Annotated in this window: 23 protein-coding genes and 2 pseudogenes; 12 read left to right on the forward strand and 13 right to left on the reverse strand. The window is 65.0% G+C overall.

What is annotated here, in order from left to right; all coding sequences use genetic code 11:
* Positions 1-98: 98 nt before the first annotated feature.
* Positions 99-461: pseudogene (locus A3E1_RS48355) on the forward strand (mismatch-specific DNA-glycosylase); the annotation flags it as partial.
* 14 nt (positions 462-475) lie between these two features.
* Here A3E1_RS48355 and A3E1_RS0111300 read toward each other — a convergent pair.
* Positions 476-1,084, reverse strand: coding sequence for a DedA family protein (locus A3E1_RS0111300; protein WP_020520877.1), 609 nt, complete (start codon positions 1,082-1,084; stop codon positions 476-478).
* A 146-nt stretch (positions 1,085-1,230) separates the two neighbouring features.
* On the opposite strand from A3E1_RS0111300, the gene A3E1_RS0111305 reads away from it, so the two are divergent.
* The 5 genes from A3E1_RS0111305 (at position 1,231) to A3E1_RS0111325 (ending at position 7,080) form a co-directional block, all read left to right on the forward strand.
* Entirely contained in the window at positions 1,231-2,592 is a 1,362-nt protein-coding gene (locus A3E1_RS0111305; protein ID WP_026208324.1) for an alpha-lytic protease prodomain-containing protein, read from the forward strand.
* 89 nt (positions 2,593-2,681) lie between these two features.
* The gene (locus tag A3E1_RS39855; protein ID WP_245571134.1) at positions 2,682-5,015 is read left to right on the forward strand and encodes a M4 family metallopeptidase; all 2,334 of its coding nucleotides are present in this window, start codon (positions 2,682-2,684) and stop codon (positions 5,013-5,015) included.
* A complete protein-coding gene (locus tag A3E1_RS39860) occupies positions 5,009-5,920 on the forward strand; it encodes a helix-turn-helix transcriptional regulator (RefSeq protein ID WP_020520880.1) in 912 nt (303 codons plus the stop codon). The genes A3E1_RS39855 and A3E1_RS39860 overlap by 7 nt, the downstream gene beginning before the upstream one ends.
* Positions 5,921-5,940: 20 nt before the next feature.
* Positions 5,941-6,744: a dioxygenase family protein gene (locus A3E1_RS0111320; protein WP_020520881.1), complete on the forward strand. Its 804-nt coding sequence runs from the start codon at positions 5,941-5,943 to the stop codon at positions 6,742-6,744.
* Between the two features lie 30 nt (positions 6,745-6,774).
* Positions 6,775-7,080 carry a DUF1232 domain-containing protein gene (locus A3E1_RS0111325; protein WP_020520882.1) on the forward strand — a complete coding sequence of 102 codons (306 nt, stop codon included), beginning with the start codon at positions 6,775-6,777 and terminating at the stop codon, positions 7,078-7,080.
* Here A3E1_RS0111325 and A3E1_RS0111330 read toward each other — a convergent pair.
* The 8 genes from A3E1_RS0111330 to A3E1_RS0111365 form a co-directional block, all read right to left on the reverse strand.
* Positions 7,050-7,895, reverse strand: a complete 846-nt coding sequence (locus tag A3E1_RS0111330) for a YihY/virulence factor BrkB family protein (protein WP_020520883.1) — start codon at positions 7,893-7,895, stop codon at positions 7,050-7,052. The genes A3E1_RS0111325 and A3E1_RS0111330 overlap by 31 nt on opposite strands.
* Before the next feature lie 30 nt (positions 7,896-7,925).
* The gene (locus tag A3E1_RS0111335) at positions 7,926-8,315 is read right to left on the reverse strand and encodes a VOC family protein (RefSeq protein ID WP_020520884.1); all 390 of its coding nucleotides are present in this window, start codon (positions 8,313-8,315) and stop codon (positions 7,926-7,928) included.
* Positions 8,312-8,599 carry an ArsR/SmtB family transcription factor gene (locus tag A3E1_RS0111340; protein WP_020520885.1) on the reverse strand — a complete coding sequence of 96 codons (288 nt, stop codon included), beginning with the start codon at positions 8,597-8,599 and terminating at the stop codon, positions 8,312-8,314. The genes A3E1_RS0111335 and A3E1_RS0111340 overlap by 4 nt, the downstream gene beginning before the upstream one ends.
* A 29-nt stretch (positions 8,600-8,628) precedes the next feature.
* Positions 8,629-9,783 (reverse strand): mechanosensitive ion channel family protein, encoded by a 1,155-nt coding sequence (locus A3E1_RS0111345; RefSeq protein WP_245571135.1) that lies wholly within the window; start codon positions 9,781-9,783, stop codon positions 8,629-8,631.
* Between the two features lie 35 nt (positions 9,784-9,818).
* Positions 9,819-10,751: an NAD(P)/FAD-dependent oxidoreductase gene (locus A3E1_RS0111350; RefSeq protein ID WP_020520887.1), complete on the reverse strand. Its 933-nt coding sequence runs from the start codon at positions 10,749-10,751 to the stop codon at positions 9,819-9,821.
* Positions 10,752-10,920: 169 nt separating this feature from the next.
* A complete protein-coding gene (locus A3E1_RS0111355) occupies positions 10,921-11,406 on the reverse strand; it encodes a hypothetical protein (protein ID WP_020520888.1) in 486 nt (161 codons plus the stop codon).
* A 38-nt stretch (positions 11,407-11,444) separates the two neighbouring features.
* A complete protein-coding gene (locus tag A3E1_RS39865; RefSeq protein WP_020520889.1) occupies positions 11,445-12,143 on the reverse strand; it encodes a SigE family RNA polymerase sigma factor in 699 nt (232 codons plus the stop codon).
* Between the two features lie 75 nt (positions 12,144-12,218).
* Complete coding sequence (locus tag A3E1_RS0111365; RefSeq protein WP_245571140.1) at positions 12,219-14,093, reverse strand: M48 family metallopeptidase; 1,875 nt, start codon at positions 14,091-14,093, stop codon at positions 12,219-12,221.
* A gap of 161 nt (positions 14,094-14,254) precedes the next feature.
* Here A3E1_RS0111365 and A3E1_RS0111370 point away from each other — a divergent pair, with 161 nt between their 5' ends.
* The 3 genes from A3E1_RS0111370 to A3E1_RS0111380 all read left to right on the forward strand — a co-directional run bounded on the left by A3E1_RS0111370 (position 14,255) and on the right by A3E1_RS0111380 (position 19,319).
* Positions 14,255-15,595 carry a carbohydrate-binding protein gene (locus A3E1_RS0111370; RefSeq protein ID WP_407637358.1) on the forward strand — a complete coding sequence of 447 codons (1,341 nt, stop codon included), beginning with the start codon at positions 14,255-14,257 and terminating at the stop codon, positions 15,593-15,595.
* A 37-nt stretch (positions 15,596-15,632) separates the two neighbouring features.
* A complete protein-coding gene (locus A3E1_RS0111375) occupies positions 15,633-16,166 on the forward strand; it encodes a GNAT family N-acetyltransferase (protein ID WP_020520892.1) in 534 nt (177 codons plus the stop codon).
* 63 nt (positions 16,167-16,229) lie between these two features.
* The gene (locus A3E1_RS0111380; protein ID WP_020520893.1) at positions 16,230-19,319 is read left to right on the forward strand and encodes an AfsR/SARP family transcriptional regulator; all 3,090 of its coding nucleotides are present in this window, start codon (positions 16,230-16,232) and stop codon (positions 19,317-19,319) included.
* Here A3E1_RS0111380 and A3E1_RS0111385 read toward each other — a convergent pair.
* Entirely contained in the window at positions 19,259-20,059 is an 801-nt protein-coding gene (locus tag A3E1_RS0111385) for a Calx-beta domain-containing protein (RefSeq protein WP_020520894.1), read from the reverse strand. The genes A3E1_RS0111380 and A3E1_RS0111385 overlap by 61 nt on opposite strands.
* 130 nt (positions 20,060-20,189) lie before the next feature.
* Here A3E1_RS0111385 and A3E1_RS0111390 point away from each other — a divergent pair, with 130 nt between their 5' ends.
* On the forward strand, positions 20,190-20,648 hold the full coding sequence (locus tag A3E1_RS0111390; protein WP_020520895.1) for a hypothetical protein: 459 nt from the start codon (positions 20,190-20,192) through the stop codon (positions 20,646-20,648).
* Between the two features lie 47 nt (positions 20,649-20,695).
* Here the strand turns inward: A3E1_RS0111390 and A3E1_RS48360 are convergent, their stop codons facing one another.
* Together A3E1_RS48360 and A3E1_RS48365 are read right to left on the reverse strand one after the other, a co-directional pair.
* Positions 20,696-20,944: a hypothetical protein gene (locus A3E1_RS48360; RefSeq protein ID WP_245571143.1), complete on the reverse strand. Its 249-nt coding sequence runs from the start codon at positions 20,942-20,944 to the stop codon at positions 20,696-20,698.
* 133 nt (positions 20,945-21,077) lie between these two features.
* Positions 21,078-21,326 (reverse strand): annotated as a pseudogene (locus A3E1_RS48365) (SAM-dependent methyltransferase); the annotation flags it as partial.
* Positions 21,327-21,547: 221 nt separating this feature from the next.
* Here A3E1_RS48365 and A3E1_RS0111405 point away from each other — a divergent pair.
* Positions 21,548-22,027 (forward strand): hypothetical protein, encoded by a 480-nt coding sequence (locus A3E1_RS0111405; protein WP_020520898.1) that lies wholly within the window; start codon positions 21,548-21,550, stop codon positions 22,025-22,027.
* Positions 22,028-22,092: 65 nt separating this feature from the next.
* Here A3E1_RS0111405 and A3E1_RS0111410 read toward each other — a convergent pair whose 3' ends face one another.
* Positions 22,093-22,689, reverse strand: a complete 597-nt coding sequence (locus tag A3E1_RS0111410; protein WP_157631455.1) for a hypothetical protein — start codon at positions 22,687-22,689, stop codon at positions 22,093-22,095.
* Positions 22,690-22,787: 98 nt separating this feature from the next.
* Here A3E1_RS0111410 and A3E1_RS0111415 point away from each other — a divergent pair, with 98 nt between their 5' ends.
* Positions 22,788-24,716 carry a tetratricopeptide repeat protein gene (locus A3E1_RS0111415; RefSeq protein WP_020520900.1) on the forward strand — a complete coding sequence of 643 codons (1,929 nt, stop codon included), beginning with the start codon at positions 22,788-22,790 and terminating at the stop codon, positions 24,714-24,716.
* Position 24,717: the final 1 nt, after the last annotated feature.

The raw sequence follows: 24,717 nt of genomic DNA on the forward strand, positions 1-24,717 counted from the left end.
GCCGCTCCCACCCGGGGGCGGCTACCGTCCGTTAGGTGCTGCCAGATGTGATCGGGACCGGGCTGGACGTGTTGTTCTGTGGGATCAACCCAGGGCTCATGTCGGAGGCGACCGGGCATCATTTCGCCCGGCCGGGTAACCGGTTCTGGCCAGCGCTGCACCAGAGTGGGTTCACGCCGGTGCGGTTGCACCCAACGGATCAGGGGCGGCTCACGGAGTACCAGCTGGGAATCACGAATGTGGTGGCGCGGGCCAGTGCGCGAGCCGATGAGCTTTCGCGCGATGAGCTGGTTGAGGGCGGGAAGATCCTGGTGCGCAAGGTGAAGCGGTATCAGCCCGCCTGGCTCGCGATTCTGGGAATTGTCGCGTTCCGGGGTGCGTTCGGGCAGCCGAAAGCGGTTGTGGGGGAACAAGATTTGCGCATTGGCCAGACCCGGGTATGGGTGCTGCCGAATCCGAGCGGGCTTAACGCCCACTACACGCTTTCACGGCTCAGTGCGGAATTCGCCGCCTTGCGGCGCCAGGCGCGGATGACTTCGACGACGACGGTGATGGACAAGGCCAAACCGAGGCCGAAGAGCAAGCCCTTGACCGGGTGATGGTCGAAGGCGACGCCCCCGAAATAGCCGATGAGGGCTGAGTAGAGCGCCCAGGACACCGCCGCGATCGTGGTGAAGAAGCTAAATTTCTTTAGCGGGTACGCCATCGAGCCGAGCGTGAGCGTGACCGCTGTGCGGCCACCGGGAATGTAGCGGGCCACGACGAGGATGAGTCCACCCCGGACAGTGATGGCGTCACGGGCCCAGGCGACCGCCTTCTGATTGAACCGGGCGAGGATGCGGGCGCCGAACTTGCGGCCAAGGAAGTAGGAAATGTGGTCGCCGATCCAGGCACCGGCGGCGGCGACCGCGATGACGCCGAAGATATTGGGCCGGCCTGAGGCCGCGAAGACGCCCGCGGTGATGACTGAGGTCTCGCTCGGAACGATAGGGAAGAAGCCGTCGATGACAGAAACCGCGAACAGCGCAAGGTATCCCCAGGGGGATCCGAGGGCGTCTTGCAGCCAGGCGGTGATCTCGTGCATGAACGCCAGCCTGCCGCTGGCCTCACCCCAGAAACATCGGTGGCGGCCACCCAAGTCCCGCTAGGGGCATTCCCTTAGGTCATACTGTTAACAATATGGCCTATTCAGTAGTACCTTGTTAACTGTTATCTCCTTAGATTCCATGAATGGCTAACAGATCTACATGGATCGCTACAGCACTCACCACGGTAGCTGTCGCGGCTGCCATGGCGATAACCCCCTTTGCCGGTGCGCAACCCGCACCCGCACCTCTTGAGGTCACCGGGCTCGACCAGGGCATGGTGACCGAACTGGCTCGCACGCTGAAGATCACCCCAAGTGAGGCACTCGCTCGCGTCGGACGTGAAGCAGCCTTCGCCAAGGCCGAAGACCGGCTGCGGTCCTCCCTCGGCAGCGAGTTCGGCGGCGCCTATCTCAATGGCGACGCGACCACCCTTACCGTCGCGGTCACGAGCGTGTCTCAGCAGACGCGAGTGAAGGCAGCCGGTGCCACGCCGGTTGTGGTGCGGCACAGCGAAGCCCAGCTCTTGCGGGCCTCATTGCTGCTTGACCGTGTCGCCGCCCAGGCGCCCAAACAGGTGCCTGGTTGGTACACCGACGTGCGCACCAACGCGGTAGTCGTGCTTCACCGCGCTGAGGCGCTCGCCGCGGCTCAGTCGTGGGTCAAGTCGAGCGGTGCGTCGACGGAGGCCGTCCGCTATGAGGCGACCGCTGAAGACCCACGTCCACTGATCGACATCGTCGGCGGCAACGCCTACTACATCGGCAGCGGCACGCGCTGTTCCGTGGGCTTCGCCGTCACCGGCGGTTTCGTGACAGCCGGGCACTGCGGCAACACCGGCGCTTCGACGACGCAGCCGAGCGGAAGCTTTGCCGGGTCTAGCTTCCCGGGCAACGACTACGCCTGGGTGCGGGCCGCCGCTGGAAACACCCCACAACCGACGGTCAACCGCTACCCCGGCTCCGTCTCCGTCGCGGGCTCACAGGCCGCTGGCGTGGGCGCGTCGGTCTGCCGCTCCGGCTCGACCACAGGCTGGCACTGCGGCACCATCAACGCCCTCAACAGCTCAGTGACCTATCCACAAGGGACGGTCAGCGGTCTCATCCGCACCAACGTTTGCGCCGAGCCCGGCGACTCCGGTGGCTCGCTGCTCGCCGGCAACCAAGCCCAGGGCGTCACCTCCGGCGGATCGGGCAACTGCAGTTCCGGTGGTACGACGTACTTCCAGCCGGTCAACGAGATCCTGCAAACCTACGGCCTCACGCTGACCGTCAGCGGGGGAACGCCACCTACGACAACGCCTCCAACGTCGACGCCGACTTCTACGCCAACCACGCAGCCCCCAGGTTGCGGCGGGTTGCAGGCGTGGAGTTCGACGACCGCTTATGTGCCGGGGAACCTCGTGTCCCACAACGCCCGGCGCTATGAGTCGACCTGGTGGTCCACCGGTGCCGTGCCTGGAGCACCCGGTTCCTGGGCGGTCTGGGCTGACCGCGGTTCCTGCTAAGCATTCCTCCCCTGCAGGTGTGGCCTGGGCGCGTGTCTAGAAGGGGGCCGTCGCCCAGGCCACCCACCCCTATCCCTTAAGGAGCAACGGTGAAGTCAGCCGTTATGAGAGCCATGGTCGCGGTCACCGCCGCGGCCGTGGGACTGGCCCTGTTACCCGGTGCGGTCACGGCACGACCAGTGACGCCCCTGCGGCCGGTGAACATCGTGGCAGCAGCCGACCGCGCTGCCGACAGCGGATTTGACGCCCTGGCCAAAGGTCCGGGCGAATCGTTCGTGCGCCGCGACGCGGTCGCGGGTTCCGGCGGGTTCCACTACGTTTCCTACGACCGGACGTTCCGTGGCCTGCCAGTGATTGGCGGCGACGCCGTGGTCACGACGGACAGTCGCGGGGCGATTCGGGGCACCGCGTCGGCGATCGGCCGGCCGGTCCGTCTGGGTTCGGTGAGTCCGCGGCTGTCTGCTCTGCAGGCAGACGCCTTGGCGCGCAAGCAAATGAGCCAGGTGACCGAAGCGTCGGCACCGAGTTTGGCGGTTCACGCCAGCGAAACCGGCGACAAGCTCGTTTACACACAGGTGCTCGCCGGCACGCGGGAAGGCCTCCCCAGCCGGCTGCACGTTTACGTCGATGCTCAAACCGGCTCCATCGTGGACACTCGCGATGACGTGCGCTTCGGCACCGGCAGCGGCTTCTACAACGGTCAGGTCAGCATCGCCACCAGCGGTTCGGGCACGTCGTGGTCGATGACCGACACCTCGCGTCCGGGGATCCGGTGTGGCGGGCAGAACGGCTCGGCCTTCACCGGCACGGATGACACATGGGGCAACGGCCAGGGGACCAACCTCGAAACCGCTTGCGTGGACGTGCTTTATGGCGTGCAGAAGCAGTGGGACATGCTCAGCTCGTGGCTGGGCCGCAACGGCATCAACGGCAACGGCGGCGGCTTCCCCGCACGGGTCGGGTTAAACGAAGCCAACGCCTACTGGAACGGCAGCTTCACCAACTTTGGCCGGAACTCGGCCGGCACGCAGCAGGCCACGCCGATTGACGTGGTGGCACACGAGTATGGGCACGCCATCTTCCAGACCACGCCGGGCGGCGCGGGCTCGGGCAACGAAAACGGTGGCATCAACGAATCCACCGGCGACATCTTCGGTGCGCTCACGGAGTTTTTCGCCAATAACCCCAACGATCCGCCGGACTACCTCGTCGGTGAAGAGGTCAACCTCGCGGGATCGGGCCCGATCCGCAACATGGCCAACCCTTCGGAAAAGGGCCACCCGAACTGCTGGTCGACCAGTTTGCCCTCCTCGGTGCACGCCTCGGCCGGGCCGGGCAACCACGCGTTCTATCTAACCGCTGTCGGCTCTGCCGGTGGTGGCGGGCAGCCGTCGTCACCGACGTGCAACGGCTCGACGGTCAGCGGTATCGGTATCCAGAAAGCCGGCCAGATCTATATGGCCGCGCTCAACCTGAAGACCTCAACGTGGCGTTATCCCAATGTGCGCACGGCCGCGCTGCGGGCAGCCGTGAACCTGTTCGGCGCCTCGTCGGCGGAATGCCGCACGGTCAAGGCGGCGTGGGATGCCGTTAGCGTTCCGGCGCAAAGCGGTGAGGCACAGTGCACCACCGGGCCGGGCAACGACTTCTCCCTCGCGGTCAGCCCCACAAGCGGATCTGTCCAAAGAGGATCGTCGGTTTCGGCGACCATCTCCACCGCGACAACGTCTGGTACCGCACAAAACGTGGCCCTAACGGCCAGCGGCCTGCCCTCGGGTGTGACCGCTGCCTTCAGCCCGTCCTCGGTGACCTCAGGTGGCTCAAGCACGCTGACTCTCACCGCGTCGGCTGGCGCGGCGACCGGCTCGTCAGCGGTCACCATCACCGGCACGGGGACCAGTGCCACCCACACGGCGACCTACACGGTGACCGTGACCACGGCGCCCGGGGGAGACGACTTCTCGGTCTCGCTGTCGCCTGCCTCGGCGACTGTCGCGGCCGGATCGTCCACATCGGCCGCCGTCAACACCGCGACAACCTCAGGCAGCCCGCAAACGGTTGGCCTGACGGTTAGTGGCGCGCCCACAGGAGTCACCGCGTCGGTCACCCCGGCCTCGGTAACTTCCGGTGGCAGCGCGACACTTTCGATAGCGGTCGCCGCCACCGCGGCGGCCGGGACATACACCCTGACGGTCACCGGGGCCGGCCCCTCGGCGACCCACACCGCCACCTTCACGCTGACCGTCACGAGCAGCGGCGGAGGCTGCGGTGGGCTCCCGGCTTGGAGTGCTTCCACGGCATACGCACCCAACGATCTGGTGACACATAGCAGCCGCAAGTGGAAGTCCACTTGGTGGTCAACGGGCGCCGAGCCCGGTGCTCCCGGATCGTGGGCCGTCTGGTCTGACCAGGGGGCATGCTGAAACCGGAGAGCGTGGAGCGGCCCGGTCACACCGGGCCGCTCCCTCTGCATAACCTCGAAGCTGACCTGCCCTTCGCGATCGGCAGCTTTGACGGGATCGGGCCGTTGTCGCGCGCGGATTTCCCACACCGGCACACGTTCTACGAAATCGTCTACGTGACTTCAGGAGCGGGCGGTCACGTCATCGACCTGTCCGCACGGCCGCTGCAGCCGCCGCAAATGCATGTCGTCTTTCCCGGGCAGGTGCACTTCTGGCAACGGACAGCTGGGCTCGACGGCTATGTCATCCTGTTTACCGGCGAGTTTCTTTCCGCCTATCCCGGCGACCGGGAAGTGTTACGGCGCTTGGCTGACCGTCCACTGGGCCAGTTGTCCCCAGGCGACGATGACGACCTGTCAGCTGTCGTGACGGCGATGCGGCAGGAGTATGAGCAGCGGTCGGCTGATTTCGTGCCGGTTCTTCAGGCCTATCTGCACATCCTGATTCTGCGGGCGGCCCGGTTGCCCGCGTGCCCGATGGCCTACATCCCGCCACACCGCGCCGCTTTGGTGGCACGCGAATTCTCCGTCCTGCTAACGGAATGGACCGGCACCCGGCTGACCGTCCAGCGGTGTGCCCGGCACTTGCGGGTCTCCCAGACGTATCTCAACGAGGTGGTGCGTGCCGTTACCGGGCACACGCCAGCCCAGATGATCCGTCAGGCGGAAGTGCTTGAGGCCAAACGACTGCTCACACGCACAGGGCTGACGGTCGCGCAGATCGCCAGGGAACTTGGCTTTCCCGATCCGGCTTACTTCTGCCGGTTCTTCCGGCGGGAAACGGAACAGTCGCCGGGGGAGTTCCGGCGTACCGCTGATGGAATTCACCATCTTCACCCGCCGCACTCCATCGACGGTCAGCATTGAACCTCTTTAGTTTCAAAGACATGACCACAGAACCCACCGGCATCAGCCGCAAGAATCTGCTGAAAGCCGCTGCGGCAGCTGCGATTCCGTCAGCCCTGCTCGCGGGAACCGTTCCCGCTCTTGCCAATACCGAGCCGCTCACGCCGACCCCGTTCTGCGACGACGGGGACGATCCGACGCCACCACAGATGGAAGGACCGTATTTCAAGCCGAACTCGCCGCGCCGCACGTCCATGCTGGACGGTGCCGGAACCCGCCTCACCGTGAGCGGATACGTCTTCGGGCTCGCCTGCCAGCCGATCGCCAACGCGCTGCTCGACTTCTGGCAAGCTGACAACGCCGGTGCCTATGACAACTCGGGCTACCGGTTCCGTGGGCACCAGTTCACCAACGCGCAGGGTGCTTTCTCGCTTACGACGATCGTGCCCGGGCTCTATCCGGGACGGACCCGACACATTCACGTCAAGGTGCAGGCGCCGGGACGCCCGATCCTGACCACGCAGCTCTACTTCCCGAACGAGCCGCGCAACGCGACCGATTCGCTCTTCAATCCTGTGCTCCTGATGACGGTCCGAACCGTACCGAGTGGGCGCGAAGGCACGTTCGACTTCGTGTTGAACGTTGCGGGCACGTCGAGCCCGTCACCGACAACGACGCCTACCTCGACACCAACGCAGCCCGGCGGAACCTGGCAGGCCGGCCAGTACTACGCCGTCGGCGCCCAGGTGACCTATGGCGGCTTGCGCTACCAGTGCCAGATCGCGCACACCGCGCAGCCCGGCTGGGAACCGCCGAACACCCCGGCGTTGTGGCGACGGCTTTAAATTCTCCGATGCGGGGGTAACAATCCGCCCATGAGTCGTGAGGGCTGGATCGTCGTTGGCGTCATCGTCGCCGTCATCGGCATAGTCACGTTAATTGGAGCGATTCGCTTGGTGCGTAAGCTTTTCCGCACCAAGCGAATGCTCGGTGAGCTGGGCACGGGCGGCAAGGTCGCGTTCTACGGCGCGCTGATCTACACGTTCTTCCCGCTGGACCTGCTGCCCGATCCCATCTATTTGGACGATATGGGAGTTCTTGCGGCTGCTTTGGCGGTCCTCACCGGTTTGCTGCGTAAGCGGCGTAAGCCTCAGGAGCTGCGCTCGCCGTCACGCAAGTGAAGATGACGGTCGAATTCCGCCCCGAGCAACACGGCAAGATTGCTCAGCCAAAGCCAGATCAGAAAGACGATCACCCCGGCGAGGGTGCCGTAGGTCTTGTTGTAGGAGCCAAAGTTCGCCGCGTAGACAGCGAACCCAAACGACACGACGATCCACAGCAGCACCGCGAGCAGCCCGCCGGGGGTAATCCAGCGAAACCCGCCTTGACGCGAACTCGGTGACGCCCAATAGAGCAGGGCGAACATCAAGCTGACGAGAAGGATCAGCACTGGCCACTTGGCGATGTTCCAGACAGTTACCGTGGCCGACGTGATGCCGAGCCAGGCGCCCACGCGCTCGGCCAGCCCTCCACTGAGGACGACGATAAGAATGCTTGCCACGAGCAGGACGCCGGTGACCAGCGTGACTCCTAGCCGCAGGGGCAGCGTCTTCCACAAGGGACGGTCCTCGGGTACGCCGTGGATCATGTTTGCCGCTTGGATGAACCCTCCGACGTAGCCGGAAGCGGACCAAAACGCGACGGCGAGGCCGATGAGGGCGGCCAGCCCGGCCCCGCTTCCGCTCTCCTGCACGCTGCCGATCGCGGTGGCCAGGATCTCCCGCACGGGCTCAGGCATCACCGGAGCCAGAGCGTCCAATAGCGACTGGGTCAGGGAGTCATCGATAAGCCCGAGCACCGCCACGAGCACGAGGAGCCCGGGGAACACCGAAAGCACGCTGTAGTAGGTGAGTGCCGCCGCCCAAACGGTGAGCTTGTCCCGCTTGAATTCCTTGACGGTGCTCACGATCGCGGATTTGACGCCTGACCTGGTCACAGCGCCAACTTACCCACCGTGAGCTGCGGTTTAACCCATCTGAACGATCTGGATGAGGTTGCCGCACGTGTCGTCGAAAACGGCGGTGATGACCGGCCCCATCGGCGTCGGCGGTTGCGTGAACGTCACGCCCAGCTTTGTCAGCCGCTCGTATTCGTCCTGCGCGTTGTCCACCTGGAACTGGGTGAACGGAATGCCATCGGCGACCAGGGCTTCCTTGTATACCTTCGCGGCCGGGTGTCCCGTGGGCTCCAGCAGCAGCTCGACACCGTCGGGGTGCTCGGGTGACACGACGGTGAGCCAGCTGGCCCCGTTGCCCACCGGCACGTCGGTCTTCTTCACGAAGCCGAGCACGTCGGTGTAGAAACGCAGCGCTTTGGCCTGGTCGTCGACGTAAACACTGCACACGTTGATAATCACGATGTCTCCTCATCTGTGCGCCGCCGCCAGCGATCGGCGATGCGCTCTAGCGGCTCAGCGTTGATGTAGTGGAATTTGAACCGCCCCTCGCGGCGCGTCTCGATCAGCCCGGCCCCTTCAAGCAGGTCAAGGTGTTGCGAGATCGCCTGGCGAGAGGAGGCCAGCTGGTGCTTCATGGCCAGCCGCGAGCAGATTTCAAACAGCGTCTGCCCGTTGCGGTCGGTCAGCTCGTCAAGGATCTTGCGGCGAGTTGGATCCGCCAGAGCCTTGAAGATGTCTCCCACGGCTCCATCATAGGCAAGTAACTACTTGCCTATGCAATGGTTGGACCATGAAAAGTTTGCGCACGAGCATCCGCGTCGTCGCTGCCGCTGTATAGGCGGGAGTTTTCTTCCGAGCCGGGCGTGGGGCGCACTGGCCGTTTGGGGCGTTCGTCGTCGGGGCCGGAAAGCTCGGCCCTCGTGCGGGGGATCGCGAGTGGCTGCTGATCGCGGATCCACGCGACGAGGTGTTCGCGCACCAGACAGCGCAAGTCCCACAGGGAGGGTCCGTCGGCGGCACTGACGAGCGCGCGGAGGCGGACCGTGCCCCGAACCGCGTCGGTAACCTGCAGCACGCAGACGCGGCCATCCCACAGGTCGCTGCTTTCGGTCACTTTCCTTAGCTCGTCGCGCAACCGGGGCACCTGGACTGTCCAATCCAGATCGAACTCGACCGTCCCGAGCACCCTCGATTGCGTACGCGTCCAGTTCTGAAACGGCTTGGTGACGAAGTAAGCCGTCGGAAGGATGAGCCGGCGTTCGTCCCAGATGTGCAGCACGACATGGGTCAGCGTGATTTCCTCGACCCGCGCCCACTCGCCTTCCATCACCACGACATCGTCGATGCGGATCGCGTCGCTGAACGCCAATTGCATGCCGGCGAACACATTGCTCAGCGTGCTCTGCGCGGCGACGGCCGCCACGATGCCGATCACACCGGCTGAGGCGAGCAGGCTCGCGCCGAGCGCCCGCACTTGCGGAAACGTCATGAGGCTCAGCCCGAGCGCCAGCACGACAACGGCGGCGATGGTGACCCGGCGCATCATGGCGACCTGCGTGCGGACCCGCCGTGCCCGGCGGTTATCGGGCACATCGATGCGAAAACGGGACTCAGCCGCGTCTTCCATCGCGATGAGCATGGTCGCCAGGAGCCACGCGCCCACGCCGATCAGCGCGATAGCCGACAGGTGCAAAACGCCGGCGCGCCAATCGAAGCGCAGAGGCGACAGGGCAAGGACAGTGCGCATGGCGAACAGCGCGCTGAAAATCTGGAAGGGACGGTGGGAGTGCGCGGCCAGCTCGCTAAAGGCCGCTGAGCGCCGGGCCATCCGGACGATCGCGCGATGCACGATCTCGACCAGGCCAAGCGCGAAAGCCGCGGCCAGCAGCATTCCCAGGATTGTCCAAACCATCTGCGGGTACGCCATAAGCACTGCCCTTACCCCCACCGCCCGGGAGTGAATCATTCCTCGCGGTGGGCGGCGACAGCGAGGCGCGTGTCTTCGGTCACTAGGTCAAAGTTGATGGCGGCGGCGGCGTTGAGGCCTGCGCCCGCGGCCACGATGACCTGGGCCGCGAGGTTGGTCACGTTGCCCGCGACCCAGACCCCGGGCACGGAAGTGGCGCCCATCGGGTCAGACGGCACATAGGTTCCGATCACGTGATCGCCGAACATCTGTTCGGCGGTCTGCAACCCAAGGCCCGCAAGCACTTGCGAGCGTGCCGTCATGCGGGTCGCGACAACGACCGCTTGCCGCTCAACGAAGTCGCCAGACACGAGCCGAACGCCCTTGTCCTCAACCGCGGCGACCTCACCGGTGACGACTCTAATCCCGCGGGCGGCCAGTTCTTCAAGCTGCGCCGCGGTAATCTCGCTCACGGTGTGCTGGAACACGATGACGTCGTCGCTGAGCTGGCGGAACAGCAACGCTTGGTGCATAGCGCCTTCCGGGCTGGCCGCGATGACGCCGATGGCCTGGTCCCTGACTTCCCAGCCGTGGCAATACGGGCAGTGGATGACGGTGCCGCCAAAGCGTTCCGCGACACCGGGAATCTCCGGCAGTTCGTCCACGAGACCGGTGGTGACGAGAAGACGGCGTGCGCGTACGGTCCGGCCGTCGCTTAGCTCGATGACGAATCCGGGCTGGGCTGAAACGACCGTGCCGTCGACGATGTCCACGCCGTAGGATGCCACTTCCGCGCGGGCGAGGGCGAGCAGCTCCGCTGGCGGGGTGCCATCGCGGGTGAGGAAGTTGTGCACGTGGCTGGCGGGCTTGTTGCGTGGCGCGCCCGAGTCAATGACGAGGACGGACCACCGGGCACGGGCGAGGGTTAACGCTCCGCTGAGCCCGGCGGCACCGCCGCCGATGATGATGACGTCGTACCTTTCATTCATGCCATAACGGTGCGCTGGGGGACCCCGCAACGGCAATGGTTGTTGCCGTTTTGGCAAGTTCGCTGAGCCATCAGCCGGGCGACAAGGTCACGCCGGGCGTAGCCGTCGTAAAGGCAGGAAGCCTGGCACGAAACAAGGGGCCAGCCCCGTGACTGGCCCCTCACCCCCGTCAGGCGCACATCGCCATCGCTGTTTTCTCAGCCGCGTCCATCTCGGGAATCTCCGTCGCGGCTTCTAGCTTCGAGCGATCCGTGCCCGCCGCCTGAACGTTGGCCACGGCTTTGGCCGCGCCGTCGGAATAGGCCTTGAGACTTTCCTTGAGCTTGGCCGTTTCCGCCTGGCTAGAAGCCTTGGCCATCTCGTCCTTGAGCTTGGTGAAGGCGGTCTTCAGATCCGTTGCGGCTTCGGTGATTTCGGTGGTTGTCGAGCTGGCGTCGGTGACCGTCATCGCGGCCATCAGCACGTCGTTGACCGCCGCCAAACGCGCTGCCTTGAACGTGGCGCAGGCCGCTTTGTCGTCGCCCTTCGGCGCCGCTTGGGAACTGGCCGCGGGGGCGGAGCTTTGCGGTGCCGTGGGAGTGTCGCTGGAATTGCAGGCCGTCAATGCCGTGGCGAGGGTCAGCCCGGCGAAAAGGGGCAGCATGAAGCGTCGCATGTCGTTACCTCGAAAAAGTGTGGTGAACGGGGGTGATGTCAGCGGCGGCCAGCCCGGCGCCAGGTGGCGACGGTGCGATGTGCCGCAAGCGATCCAGGCATCGTGATCGGCGGCGGGATCCACGCCTCGAACAGCTCGGCCAGCGGATCGGTGAGCGAGATGCCGAGATCGAGGTGCGCTGATCCCGGCCAGGACTCGATGCCAGTAAAGGACTCCACGTCGCCGCCGCGAGTGCGCCCTCCCGTGCCAGCGAGCTGAATCGTGTCCGAAACAGACAGTTGAGCGGAAAGCACGGTGCGTGCCCGCGACATCCACGACTTGACCGTTCCGGCTGGCACCTGTGACAGCTCGGCGATTTCACTCACCGAGAGGTCGCCCAGGTAATGCATCACGACCACTTGCCGTTGCCGGGCAGGCAGTTTCGCCAGCGCGGAAACGAGGTCGACCCGGTCTGGCGTGGGGCCAGAAGTTGACCCTTCCGCGTCTTCCGGAGTCCAAGCCGACAGCCGCCGCGAACGGCGCCACTGGCTTGTCGCCAAGTTCCACGCGACGCGGCGCACCCAGCCCGCCGGATCGTCGTATTGCGACAGTTTCGGCCACCGTGCCAGCGCCCGGCAGCAAGCCTCCTGCACGACATCTTGCGCGTCGGTCAGGTTGCCGCAATAGGCGTAGAGCTGCATGGTGAGCACGCGGAAGTTCTCGGCATAGAACGCCTCGAAATCTCTCGCCTGTGTCATAAAGCCCTCCGCCCGGTCGTGAAGCGCACAAGACACGCAGCCTCAGGGCCACCGGTTGCACACTTTTCAAGATTTTTATGTGTACGCCTTGAGCAGCCCAGTTAGTGCGTCGGCGCTGTCGTCGGTCAGCCTGTCACCGGTGATCGCTTCCCGCAGGACGATCTGCTTGCCGTCATAAAGCGTGAGCTCGACGTGAAACGGGCTCGGCCACTTCACGACCGCCTGGCTGACCTCGGCGAACGGGGTGAACGGATAGCTGACCATCAGCTCGCTTAGCGTCATGCGGCCAAGGACCTCACGCAGGCGTTTGTTGCCCTCGTTGGTGTCACGGCTGGTCTGCATGAGCACGAGACCGGTGTTGAGCACGATCAGATCGGCTTGCGGGCAGGACCAGACGGATCCAGTACCCACGTTGACGTTGCCGAAGCCAGCGACCAAGCGTGGGCTAAGGTCTGGCGCTTTGAGCTCGTCCAGCGCGGCCGGATCGAGCGTGATGCCCAGCCGCCGCAACCGTCGCGTTAGGAGAGCGTCGCCGTCGGGCTTGAGCGCCGCGCGCGCCATATCTGCCAAGGGCAGCGGTTGCCCGTCGGGGTCCACGAGCATCGCCGGGCCGCTCCAGGACGGACGCCAGTCGGCCGATCCACTGCGCAAAATGGCCAGCGCCAACACCAACGGCAACTTCGCCGCGAGATCGCCCGCAGCTTCCCCCGCGGAATCCTTCGCACCCTGCTTCCCGTCGCCTGACTCCGCAGCGGTGTGGCCTGACCCTTGCGCGGTGTCTCGCCGCGCTAGCTCCAAGATTTGTGCCAGCGTGACCGTGCGCGTTCCGAGGATCCGGCGTGCTTCGCGCAGGACGGCGTCGGCCTCGGCTTCCAGTCGTGCCGAAGATGCCGCGGCGACGAACTCGTCCCAGGGCAGGAACTGGCAATCGGCGCGTGGCAGCACGTGCGGGATCATCACAGCGGCCAATTCCTCAAGCCCGCCAACGAGTCGCGCCGGAGCTTCAGTGAGCACCGCTGGCTCGGGCAGTCGCTCGATCGCATGGATCCGTTCACGGACCGGCGGATGCGTGTCCCAGACACTCGCCGGACTGTCCAAAACAGACTGCCGCAACTGGCCTAGCTCGTCTTGCCGTTCGCTAAGGAAGAGGGCGAAGCCGTCGTAAAGATCGGCGGGCAGATAGCCATATTCGGCGCGCGGAGCGATTTGAGTGTTCACGAAATGGGTGAAGGCCGACGCCAGCGTGTGAATCTCGACCAGTGAGCTGACCGTCGCGGCCCGCCCAGAACTGCGCACCGCCTGCGCGTCAGCTTGCAGTTCCTGCACGCGTGAGGCAGCCCGGTCAACGAAGAGATAAAGGCGGTAGTAGGCCCGGAATCCAGCCCCAAGCGGGTTCCTCGGGTGGATGCGCCCGACCGTGCCCGAGATGGCCGCACGGCCGCGGTACACGATCGCGCCGAGCCGGGTGTGCGCGTGCGAGTAGTGGCCCAATTCGTGCGAGATGATCGCCTGAAGCTGTGGCCCAGTAAGCACTCGCAGCAAGGGCAGCCCGAGGTAGAGATAACGCCTGCCGCGCCATAGCCCGAGTAAACGGCTGGCCTCCGAGACGGCGGCGTTGACCTCAGCGACGATCCGGATCTCGTCAGGCGGCCGGGTCTGGGCGCGGCGAGCCAGTTCGTCGACCATCGTCCACAGAGGAGCGGCCTGAGCCCGCGAGACGGTGACTCCCGGCATGGGAAGGTGCCGTGCCCGGATCGCCGCCCACCAGGCGCTGAGCACCGAGCCAGCGGCGACGGCATATAGCGGCAAGGAAAGGATGAGGCCAAGTGGACCCGGAAGCCACTTGGACAAGAACCAGTTGATGGTCACGACGATGGCGAACTGTACGAACGCGACGAAATAGAAGCCGGTCAGCATGACCAAGCTGAGAAACGCGCGGGCCGTCGCCATCACGCGCCACACGATAGCGGCTGTGGCGTTATTAAGGTTTTGCTAATCCTTTGGCATAGACATTGACAATAAGCTTTCCTAATAATTACGGCATGCTGAACATACCGATTCCAGCAAGATCCCGGCGGATGGCAGCGGCCCTGGCCACCGCCACCGTCACGATGACGGTCCTAACCGGACTGGTTCTGGTGCCCAGCGGCCAGGCCGCTAACGGTTCGGCAAACGCGGTCATCATGGTGGTCTGCAACGCCCCGGCCTGGGCCGAAGGCAGAACCTACACAGCAGGCACCCAAGTGACCTACAACGGCCGGCTCTACCAGGCGCTCGTGACCCACACGGCGCATGTTGGCGCAGGCTGGAACCCCGCCGCGACGCCATCGCTGTGGCGGGACCTGGGCGCGTGCACCGGCACGCCGACCTCGTCGCCCACTACCTCTCCCACCACGTCACCCACTAGTTCACCCACTTCGTCGCCCACCGCCTCGCCAACGACGTCTCCGACGGCATCTCCGACCTCCTCGCCGACGCCCACTCCCACGGGCTCGCCGACGTGTGCGGTGAAGTCGCGTCCGTCAGGCAAGGTGCTGCACGGCTACTGGGAGAACTGGGACGGTTCGTCCAACGGCGTGCATCCGCCCTTTGGCTGGACGCCGATCACGGACTCGCGCATTCGCCAGCACGGTTACAACGTCATTAACGCGGCTTTCCCGGTCATCCTGTCTGACGGCACAGTCCTTTGGCAGGACGGCATGGACGCCACGGTAAAGGTCGCCACTCCGGCCGAAATGTGTGCTGCCAAGGCGGCCGGCCTGACGATCTTGCTGTCGATCGGCGGTGCTACGGCCGGGATCGACCTGAGCTCAAGCGCTGTCGCGGACCGGTTCATCGCCACGGTCGTGCCGATTCTCAAGAAGTACAACTTCGACGGCATCGACATTGACATCGAAACCGGCCTCACCGGCAGTGGCAACATCAACCAGCTCTCCGCTTCTCAAGCCAACCTGATCAGGATCATTGATGGGGTACTAGCGCAGATGCCCTCCAACTTCGGTCTCACGATGGCTCCGGAAACCGCTTATGTCACCGGCGGCAGTGTCGTCTATGGATCGATCTGGGGCGCGTATCTCCCGATCATCAAGAAGTACGCCGATAACGGGCGTCTGTGGTGGCTGAACATGCAGTACTACAACGGCAGCATGTACGGCTGCGCGGGTGACTCTTATTCGGCCGGCACCGTGCAGGGTTTCGTGGCCCAGACCAATTGTCTCAACACGGGTCTGGTCATCCAGGGCGTCACCATTCGCGTGCCGTTCGACAAGCAGGTCCCGGGGCTTCCGGCCCAGCCGGGCGCCGGTGGCGGCTACATGTCACCGTCACTGGTCGCGCAGGCATGGAACACGTACAACGGTCAGCTCAAGGGACTTATGACCTGGTCGATCAACTGGGACGGGTCGAAGAACTGGACGTTTGGTGACAACGTGAAGGCGCTGCAAGGAAGGTAAGTCACGGCTCACGCCACCATGATGCGATCATGGTGGCGTGAGCGTTTCCACCCGTCTTGTCAGCCTTGACGATGCCCCTGTTCTCGCGGAGTTGCACCGCACGCACCGCGCCTTCCTCGCCCCGTGGGAGCCGACCCGGCCAGAGGAGTACTTCACCGTTCAAGGGCAGCGAGCGGTCATTGAAGGGGTGCTTGAGCAACATGTTCAGGGACATACGCTGCCCCATCTCATCCTCAACGACGAGCGGGTCGTCGGCCGGATCACGCTAAGCGAGATCGTGCGCGGCGCGTTCTTGTCCTGCCGCCTGGGCTATTGGGTCGCCCCGACCGACAACGGCCGCGGAGTCGCGACGGCCGCCGTGGGGCTCATGGCGCGCGTCGCCTTCCGTGATCTGGGCCTGCACCGGATCGAAGCCAACACCCTCTTGCACAACGAGGCATCGCAGAAAGTGCTGCTGCGCAACGGGTTCACTCGCTTCGGGATGTCACCGGGTTACCTGAAAATCGCGGGACAGTGGCAAGACCACGCGATGCATCAGCTGCTGTCCACCGATCTGCCCGGCTCGCAGTAGCAGAAAGTTGCCGCTGTCGGCTTGCCGCCAGCGGCCAGCGGGCACTGCTCTTATGGTGGGGCGGTGCCTTCGCGAAGTGAGTTCGGCATCCTTGGATGTGTCGAAGTCGCTGGGCCGCAAGGCCCCGCAGACCCGCTCGGTGCCCGGCACCGGGCTCTGATCGCCGCCTTCGCCTTGCGGCCAGGGCAGACCGTGCCCCGCCGGCGTCTCGTCGAGGCGCTGTGGGGCGAGGACCCGCCACGGACTGCCGTGAAATCATTACACAGCCACGTCGCCAGGCTTCGCATTGTGCTGGAGAAGTGTGGCGCTGGCGGTGTCCTGCAAACGCGTGGGCAGGACTATGCCCTGTGCGTTGACCCGGTTTCGGTTGACGCCGGCCGCTTCGAGCAGCAGCTGCAGTCTATCCGAAAAGGACTGTCCAAAGGCGAGGTGGAAGAAGCGCTTGACGCCCTGGCGCACGCGCTGGGGCTGTGGCGTGGAGAGGCGCTCGCCGACGCCGAGCCGACCGGGTGGATGGCGGCTGAGGCGGCACGGCTGGACGGGCTGCGGTCGGCGGCATTGGCCGACCGGTGTGAGGCGATGCTTAGCCTCGGGCATTACGGTCCCGCCCTGAGCGAGGTCGAGCGGTTGCTGGCGACCGACCCGTTGCGGGAACGCCTCACCGGGCTGCACATGATCGCGCTGTGGGGCTGTGGCCGGCCCGCTGAGGCGCTGGACGCCTATCAGCGGCTGCGCCAGGACTTGGCCGAGGAACTCGGCGTTGATCCCTCACAGGAGCTTCAGGGCTTGCACACGTCCATGTTGCGCGGTGTCGCGGCCGGCGAGCTGCGGGCACCGGGAAGTGTCGTGGGTGCACGCCGGCCGCCGGTGCAAGTGGCTCCCGCGCTGCGCCCGGCGCAACTGCCCGCGCCGGTGGGCTACTTCACGGGACGGGCACGGGAGCTGGGTGCCCTGGAAGAAGTCCTGACTAGCGATTCCCCTGTGGTCGCGCTGATTTGCGGGCCGGGCGGGTTTGGCAAGACCGCGCTGGCGGTGCAGTGGGCGCATCGCGTCGCGGCAAGGTTCCCTGACGGACAGTTGTTCGTGGACGCTCGCGGGCACGATAAGGCCAGCGCCATGACGGCTGTGCAGTTAACCGGCGTGCTGCTGCGCTGCCTGGGAGTCGCCGAAGACCGCCTGCCGCCGGACTTGAGTGAACGCGTAGGTCTCTACCGCAGTTTGCTCGCGGGTAAGCGAATGCTGATCGTCATCGACAACGCCTGCAACACCGAGCAGATCGCCCCACTGATTCCCGGATCGGCGGCCAGCCAGCTCGTGGTCACGAGCCGGGCTAGTCTTGCCGCGCTCGTCACGCACGCGGAAGTGCGGTACGTCGCGCTGGAAGCCATGTCAGCGGCAGAGGCCGGAAACCTGCTGGCCAAGGTGATCGGCCCGGAGCGCATCGCTCATGAAGTGCTTGCGTCGCAACACCTCGCCGAGCTGTGCTCACGGATGCCCTTGGCCCTGCGGATCGCCGCGGCCAAACTCGCGGCTCAGCCGGCCCGCGCGATCAGTGCCTTCGTCGCTGAGCTGTCGGCCGGGGACCGGCTCGCGCAGCTGGGGATCGAAAACGGAACCCGTTCGGTAGAAGCCGTATTCGCGAGTGCCTACAGCGCGTTGTCGCCGACGGGACAGCGCCTGTTTCGCCGGCTGGGGTTGCACCCTGGCCCCCACCTAAGCCTCGGCCTGGCGGCCGCTTTAACGGCGACCCCATCGGCTATGGAAGAACTGGTGGCCGCCCATCTGATCGCCGAAGTCCAGCCCGGGCAGTTTCGCTTTCACGACCTCATCCGGATCTTCGCCTACGAGTGTGCGCTGCGAGACGAGGCACCGGCCGCCCGTGACGAGGCCATTCAGCGCGGCTTGGAGTGGTATCTCACCGCCGCACAGGCGGGCAGTCAGCTGCTGGACAACAGTCACGACTTGATCGTGCCGACATTGCGTTTCGCGCCCGCACCGCGTCCTTTCGCACCAGCCCGGGAAGCGGCTCTGTCCTTTCTGGACACTGAGCGTGACAATCTTCAGGCCGTGGCGTCGTTCGCTTCCGCTAACGGCCACTTCCGCATGGTCTGTGAGCTGACCTATCTGCTGGCGAGCTACTTCGACGCACGCGGAAGCTGGCTCGACCGCATCGAGATGTGCCAGCTCGCGGTCGCCGCGGCGCAAGAACTCGCGGATGTCAGGGTCGAAGCGGAGATGCACCGTGCGCTCGGGGCCGCTTATCGCTTCACCTATCAGCTGCGGCCGGCCTTAGACAGCCACCTGCGGGCTTTGGAGTTGATGCGAGACACCGGTGACGACAAGGGCTTGGCCTACGTATACAACAACATTGGCGGGGCACGGGTCGAGTTGCGCCAGTTCGACGAAGCGGTCGCGGCGTACCAGTTGTCATCTCGGCTGCATCTGAAAGCCGGCAACCAGCACGGGGCCGCGGTGGCGCGGCGCAACCTCGGCTACACCTATATCCGGATGGAGCGGGCCGACCTGGCTTTGAGCTGCCTGGCCGAGGTGCTCGACACGAGTCGTGCCATCGGCCATCAGCGGGTGGAAGCCGGCACCCTCGACAGTCTGGGCGAGGCCTACCTGCAGCTGGAGCAGTTTGGCAACGCCCTGGAGTGCTTTCAGCAGGCCCTCTCGGTCAGCCGTGCGATCGGCAACCGCCGGTACGAGATGGACGCCCTGGCCAACATCGGCCTAGCTCACCTGGGCAGTGGTGCCATCAGCTGTGCGCTCGAATCGTTCGCCGCTGCGCTGGCGTTAAGCCGCGAGCTGGGTCACAGACACGCGGAGGCCCGCATCCTGCACGACATCGCCGAAGCTCACGTGCGTCACCACGAGCCTGGCATAGCGCGGAGGTTTCTTTCCGCCAGCGCGGTCCTGCGTCAGTCCATTCCGGACAGTTATGAGCAGGCGCGGTGGCACCGGACCTTCGGTGAAGTTTGCCTGCTGGAAGGCTCTGTTAGCCATGCGCGCGAACATTGGGAAAAGGCGGCCGGCCTGTTTCGCGCGGCCGGAGCCGGGAAACAGGCCGATCAGCTTGTGTCGCAACGGGTTCAGCTTGCGGGAATGACCGCTTTGGTGACCGCTTTGGTGATAACACCAGCGGATGGCTGAGAGATCCTGATGCCGAAGTAGCGTGAGACCCCGAAGTCGCGGTCCGTGCGCAGCAGCACCTTCACCTTCGCGACGGTCGTCCCTGCGGGGAAGGTCACCTGACCGGCGATGACCGGATGGTATTCGGCGACGCTCGTGCCTGTCCCGTCGAACGTCTCAAAGGTGAGCGTCACACCCTTGACCGAGGGCGGCGACATAATGACCACAGCCTCGCAGACCTGGCCCAGCTGCCCGAGGCAATCGGGCTCGCTGTCGATGGTGTAGTTGCCACCGTCATCATTGCGAATCCACCCTGTGGCGGACGTGTCCCTGGCACTTAGGCCAGAGAGGTTAAATAGCTCAAGGACAAGCGCTTCGTCGCTTTCGATGTCCACGTCGCTTCTGATCTCGACGTAAACGGTCTTGAGAGCCGCCTCATTGATCTGCCAGGACAGGGTTGACGTGGTGGTCACATAGTCATCGGTCGTGGCCGACGCTGGGCCTGGTGTCCCCGGGACGGTGCGGTAGGACAGCGATCCTGCCGCACAGCCATTGGCTGTGATCTGGAACGCCAATCGCAAGCCGAACGTGTCGCCTTCGGCCCGCGAAGCCTCCGTGACAGTGACCTCTCGTGCGCGACAGGCGTCTTCAACGGCAGCCGAGGGGGCGCCCGAAGCGAATACGGCGAGGGGAACCAGTATCGCCGGGAGAAGGATCCGGCCGATGACCCAGCGCTTCCTCTGTTTTGCCCGCGTAGTCATGCCTACCTGTGTAGAGCACGCCGGTTGCAGCTCGGTTGTGGACAGTGCCGCAACCGCGTGGCAACCGTGGCACAACCCTAGCCCTCTTTGCTGGCCTTGCCACTAGGGCACTCACCAGAGGGAGTAAGAAATGATCACAATGCGAAAGGGACTGCGGGCAGCGGTCGCGACGCTCGGGTTGCTGGGCTCGCTGATCGCCGTGCAGGCGATTCCGTCGGCGGCACAGGCCCGCTGTAACGGCGCAACGTCGGAGACGCTCTATCTGACCGTCAACGGCACCACCTATGCCGAAGCGATTCCGGTGGCAGGCACCTGTAACGCCAACGGGTTGTTCCGGGTCAACTTCCACGCGACCCAGCCCGGCTTCCGGGCGACCTACCGGTGGCAGAACAACGGGATCTGGAGCGCCGCCAGCGGGCCCTACAGCATGGCGTGGTCCTACGTTGAGTTCTACGACGCCAACTCGAACTCGCTAGAGAACATGTGCGTCAACAACAGCATCGGCACCTACATCTGCGGCATCGACGGCTGGGCCACGATTACGGCCGCGCCTACGAACACCTACAGCTGGCTCAATAGCGGCTTCTAGTCCCCGTCACAAACGAACGGCCCGCACGCGCGGGCCGTTCGTGCTTTCTACCGCTTCATCAGCGCGAAAAGGCCCCAGCCCAGCAACGGGCGCTGGAACATGGTGTAGCGCAACGGTTCCCGATCCAGCTCGGCCCGCATCTCGGGCGCGAGTTCATCATCGGGGTTGGCGTCGAGCCAGGTTCTGACGTTCAGCCATTGCGCGGCCACGTAGCGATCCCAGCTGTCCTCGTCGGCCAGCACCATTTCGACGACGTCGTAATTCAGCTCCTGGAAGTGGGAGATGAGGCCCGGCAAAGCCCGAAAGTCGCTGGGGGGACTGGGCGAAGCAGCCTTCCACCGCCTCCTGGCTGGGAGGCTCGGCCCGCCAGAACGGTTCGCCGATGAGCATCAGGCCACCCGGGCGCAGGCTGCGTTCAAGCAGGCCAACGGTTCCGGTGACACCGCCACCGATCCAGGTCGCCCCGACGCAGGCGGCGACGTCCACGGGACTGTCGGCTATATAGGACGAAGCGTCGCCATGCACGAACGAGACTTGAGCGGCGACGTCGAGGGCGGCGGCGCGTTCGCGAGCGGCGGCTAGGAACACCGTGCTGATGTCCACCCCGGTTCCCGTGATGGCATGCTCACGTGCCCACGTGCTGAGCATTTCGCCTTTGCCACAGCATAGGTCCAGCATGATGTCGCCGGGCCGCAGCCGTAAGGCGGCGCCAAGGGTCGTCAGCTTCTCTGGGGTGTAAGGGTTGAGAATCCGGTGATGACTCTCCCGGATGGTGTGTTGCCGCGCTAGATCCACTGCGGCAAGCTAGCGCCCAGGCCGGTGACGTGGCAACAGGTTTTGTGACCTGCCTTTGAGTCGGCTTTGAAGCCACCATGAAGCGCATCCATAGGTTTGCCCGTATGAAACGTCTCGCGTTACTAGCCACTGTCCTAACCGCGACAGCAGCCGCGGTTCTCGTTGGTGCGGCGCCCGCGGCGGCCGCGGTCGAGCTGAACTGCACCACCAGCACCTACACCATCCCCGACCCGTTCAACGGCACCCACACGGCCAGCTACGTTGGCAGCTACTGGACCCTTGGCGGGACGTGGCGCGTCTGGCACTTCACGTCCAACTACGGCTCCGGGAATATCTACAACGGAGCTGGCGCGGCCCGGTGCGACGCGTCTGGCCACCAGCTCAGCTGGACTGACCTGACCCGCGAAACGCTGACGGCCAGCGACCATCCCAAATGCGGCACGACGAGCTACACCGTCGGCGACGACAGCTATACCTACCTCGGCAGCCGGTACAACAACGGCGACAGGTTCCGCTATTGGGGGCAGACGATCCAGTCGGGAATGATTCTGTTCCGTGGCGTCGCCGCGGCGCGCTGCGACTGACCTGTCCAGATAGGACTAAGCGGGCCATGCCGTCACCGGCATGGCCCGCTTTAGTTCCGCTGGGATTACAGTGCTCGCTTGGCGGCTATTTCGGCGTACGCCTTGGTGAACTCGCGCAGCGCGGCGGCACGCCAAGGGTGGGGGTCAGGCTCGGCGAAGGAGCGCTGCAAAAGGGTGAGCCCATCGGACAGATCCTGGTCCGCGGCCGCCAGCCACGCCCGGTGCGCGGGAACGGTGGTCTGCTTGAGCTCGTCGTAGTAGCCAACGACACCGGGGCGGACACTAGCCGACCCGAGACTGCGCGCGGCGGAGCTGAACGCGCTCATGGCTTCCTGCTGCAGCTTCGCGGCGGCTGCCGGATCGCGCTGGATGTGCGCGTCACTCATCTTGGCCAGCCCGGCCGTGAGCTGCTCGTGGAACGCCTTGTCCACGGCCGCGGGCAGCGACACCGACGTGCCGAGGTCGATCTCCCAGAAGCACCGCTCACAGCCGATGATGCCGTCGATCTGGTCGATCCAGAACCACTTCTGCAGTTTGTCGCCAACCTGACTGATGACGTAGTACTTCTCGAGCCTCGGCACGGCCTGGGCCGGAGCCTGAACGAGCGTGGTAGCCACGACCGCTGCCAGGATCGTCGCAGCGAAGCCGGTGAATCGCTTCATCACATCACCTTTCCTATCGGAGGCCACCAGCGTCTCTGTCGGGATCACGGCTGCTTCAAGGCCTGTTCTGGGCCGGTTCACGGTGGCAAGGTGGGCGAATGAGGGTGTTGGAGTCCAAACCCGATTTCAGTACCATTGACGCTTTGCTGCTATCGGGCGATATCGATGGTCTGCTTGACGAGTTCGCTGACCTCGGCGACCGGCTACCGGCCGGGATGGCGTGGAGAGTCGGGCTCACGCACTACCTGCTTCGTGGTTCCCCGCGAGACGCGCTACGTGAACTGTCCAAAGGGGACGTCGGTGCGGAGAAGACCGCCGATGAGGCGATTCTCCTGGGCTGGCTGGCCTCGGTGCACTGGGCGCTGGGTGATCTCGAGGCATGCACGCGTGATGCCGAGCGGGCTTTCCTTGCCGCGCAAGCGTCTGGCTCGTGTCAGGCCAAGGCCGCCGCGCAGGTGAGCCTCGGATTGCGGGCGATGCTCGCGGGCGACCGGGTGGGCAACGCGGCCCACTATGCCAAAGCCCTTCGTTATGCCTCCGCCGCCGCGGACAGCCTTCAGATCATCCGGGTACGCATGAACCGTGCCGCGCACTTCGGAGATGAAGGCAACTATCGCGAAGCGCTGGACGACTTGGCCGAAGCGGTCAAGCTCGCGACCGAGATCGGAAACCCGGTGCTGCTGGGCGTGGCTCTCACCAACGAAGGTGACACGTTCAGCGCCATGGGCCAGCTCGGTGAAGCCGTTAGCCGTTTTCACCAGGCGACACAGCTGTTTCAGCAAGCGGGCTCGGGCAAGGTGTCCTTCTCCCTGCTCAGTTTGGGTGACGTTCAGCGCCGTCGCGGGCAGCTCGCGTTGGCGCAAGCCGCTTATGAGGAAACGATTCCGCTAGCGGAGGCGCACGGCCATACCCAGGTGCTCGTCGCGGCGCTTGCGGGACTTGCCGAGACTGTCTGCGAAGCCGACCCGGAAACGGGACTACAGCTTGCCTCCCGGGCGCACAAGGAGGCGGTAGGTCCTTTCACGACAGTCGCGCTTTTGGCTCTGGCCAAGGCCACACTGGCGAGCGGAGATGTGGAACGTGCCGGGCAGTTGGCCATCGAGGCCCAGCGGTCGGCGCGGGCCCACCGCGACCGGGCTTCCATCGCTCGCGCGCTGGAGCTTCAGGCACAGGTGTGCGCTGACTGGGAACGAGCCGGCCGTTATCTGGCCGAGGCCCGGGGAATTTGGATCGACCTTGGCTCAGCGTTTGACGCCGAGCGCGTCACTGTCGTTTTAGGAGACCACAGTCCGCTAGCTGTCGGACCGGTCGCTATCAGAACGCTGGGGCGATTTGAGGTTAGCGTTGGCGGTAAGCCGCTGCCGCCCTCGGCGTGGCAATCACGCAAAGCCCGGGATCTGTTGCGGTTGCTTGTCGGGCGGCGAGGCCGGCCGATCGCCCGGGAGGAACTCGTCGACCTGCTGTGGGCCGACGAGCAAGGCGTGAGCACGGAAAAGCGCCTGCACCGGCTCGCTGTGGCACTTTCCATCGTGCGCGGTGTCGTGGATGGCCCGCGACAGTCCTCATCGGACAGTGTGGTGCTCGCCGACGGCTCAAGCATCGCCCTGGACACCAGCCGGATGAACATCGACCTGGAAACCTTTATCCGGCAAGCAGAACACGGGCTGCGATTGCATCGCGCGGGCAAGACCGACGATGGCCTGGCCGTGCTCATCGGGGCAGAACGCCGGTATACCGGGGATTTCATGGAGGACGAACCCTACGAGGCGTGGACGAGGGTTCCGCGCGAACTCGCTCGCGCGACCTATCTCAGGGTCGGGCGGGTGCTCGCCGAAGCCGCATTGCGCCGGTGCGACACCGACGAGGCGATCCACTATCTGCTGCGCATCCTGGCCGTCGACGGTTATGACGAGCAAACGCATCTCGACCTCATTGAGTCCTATGCCAAAGCGGGCCGCCACGGTGAGGTCCGGCGGGCGAGGGAACGCTACGCCGGGGCGATGGCTGAACTCGGCGTCACCGTTTAGT

Source organism: Catelliglobosispora koreensis DSM 44566 (genome assembly GCF_000379685.1).
In the GTDB taxonomy this organism is placed as follows: domain Bacteria; phylum Actinomycetota; class Actinomycetes; order Mycobacteriales; family Micromonosporaceae; genus Catelliglobosispora; species Catelliglobosispora koreensis.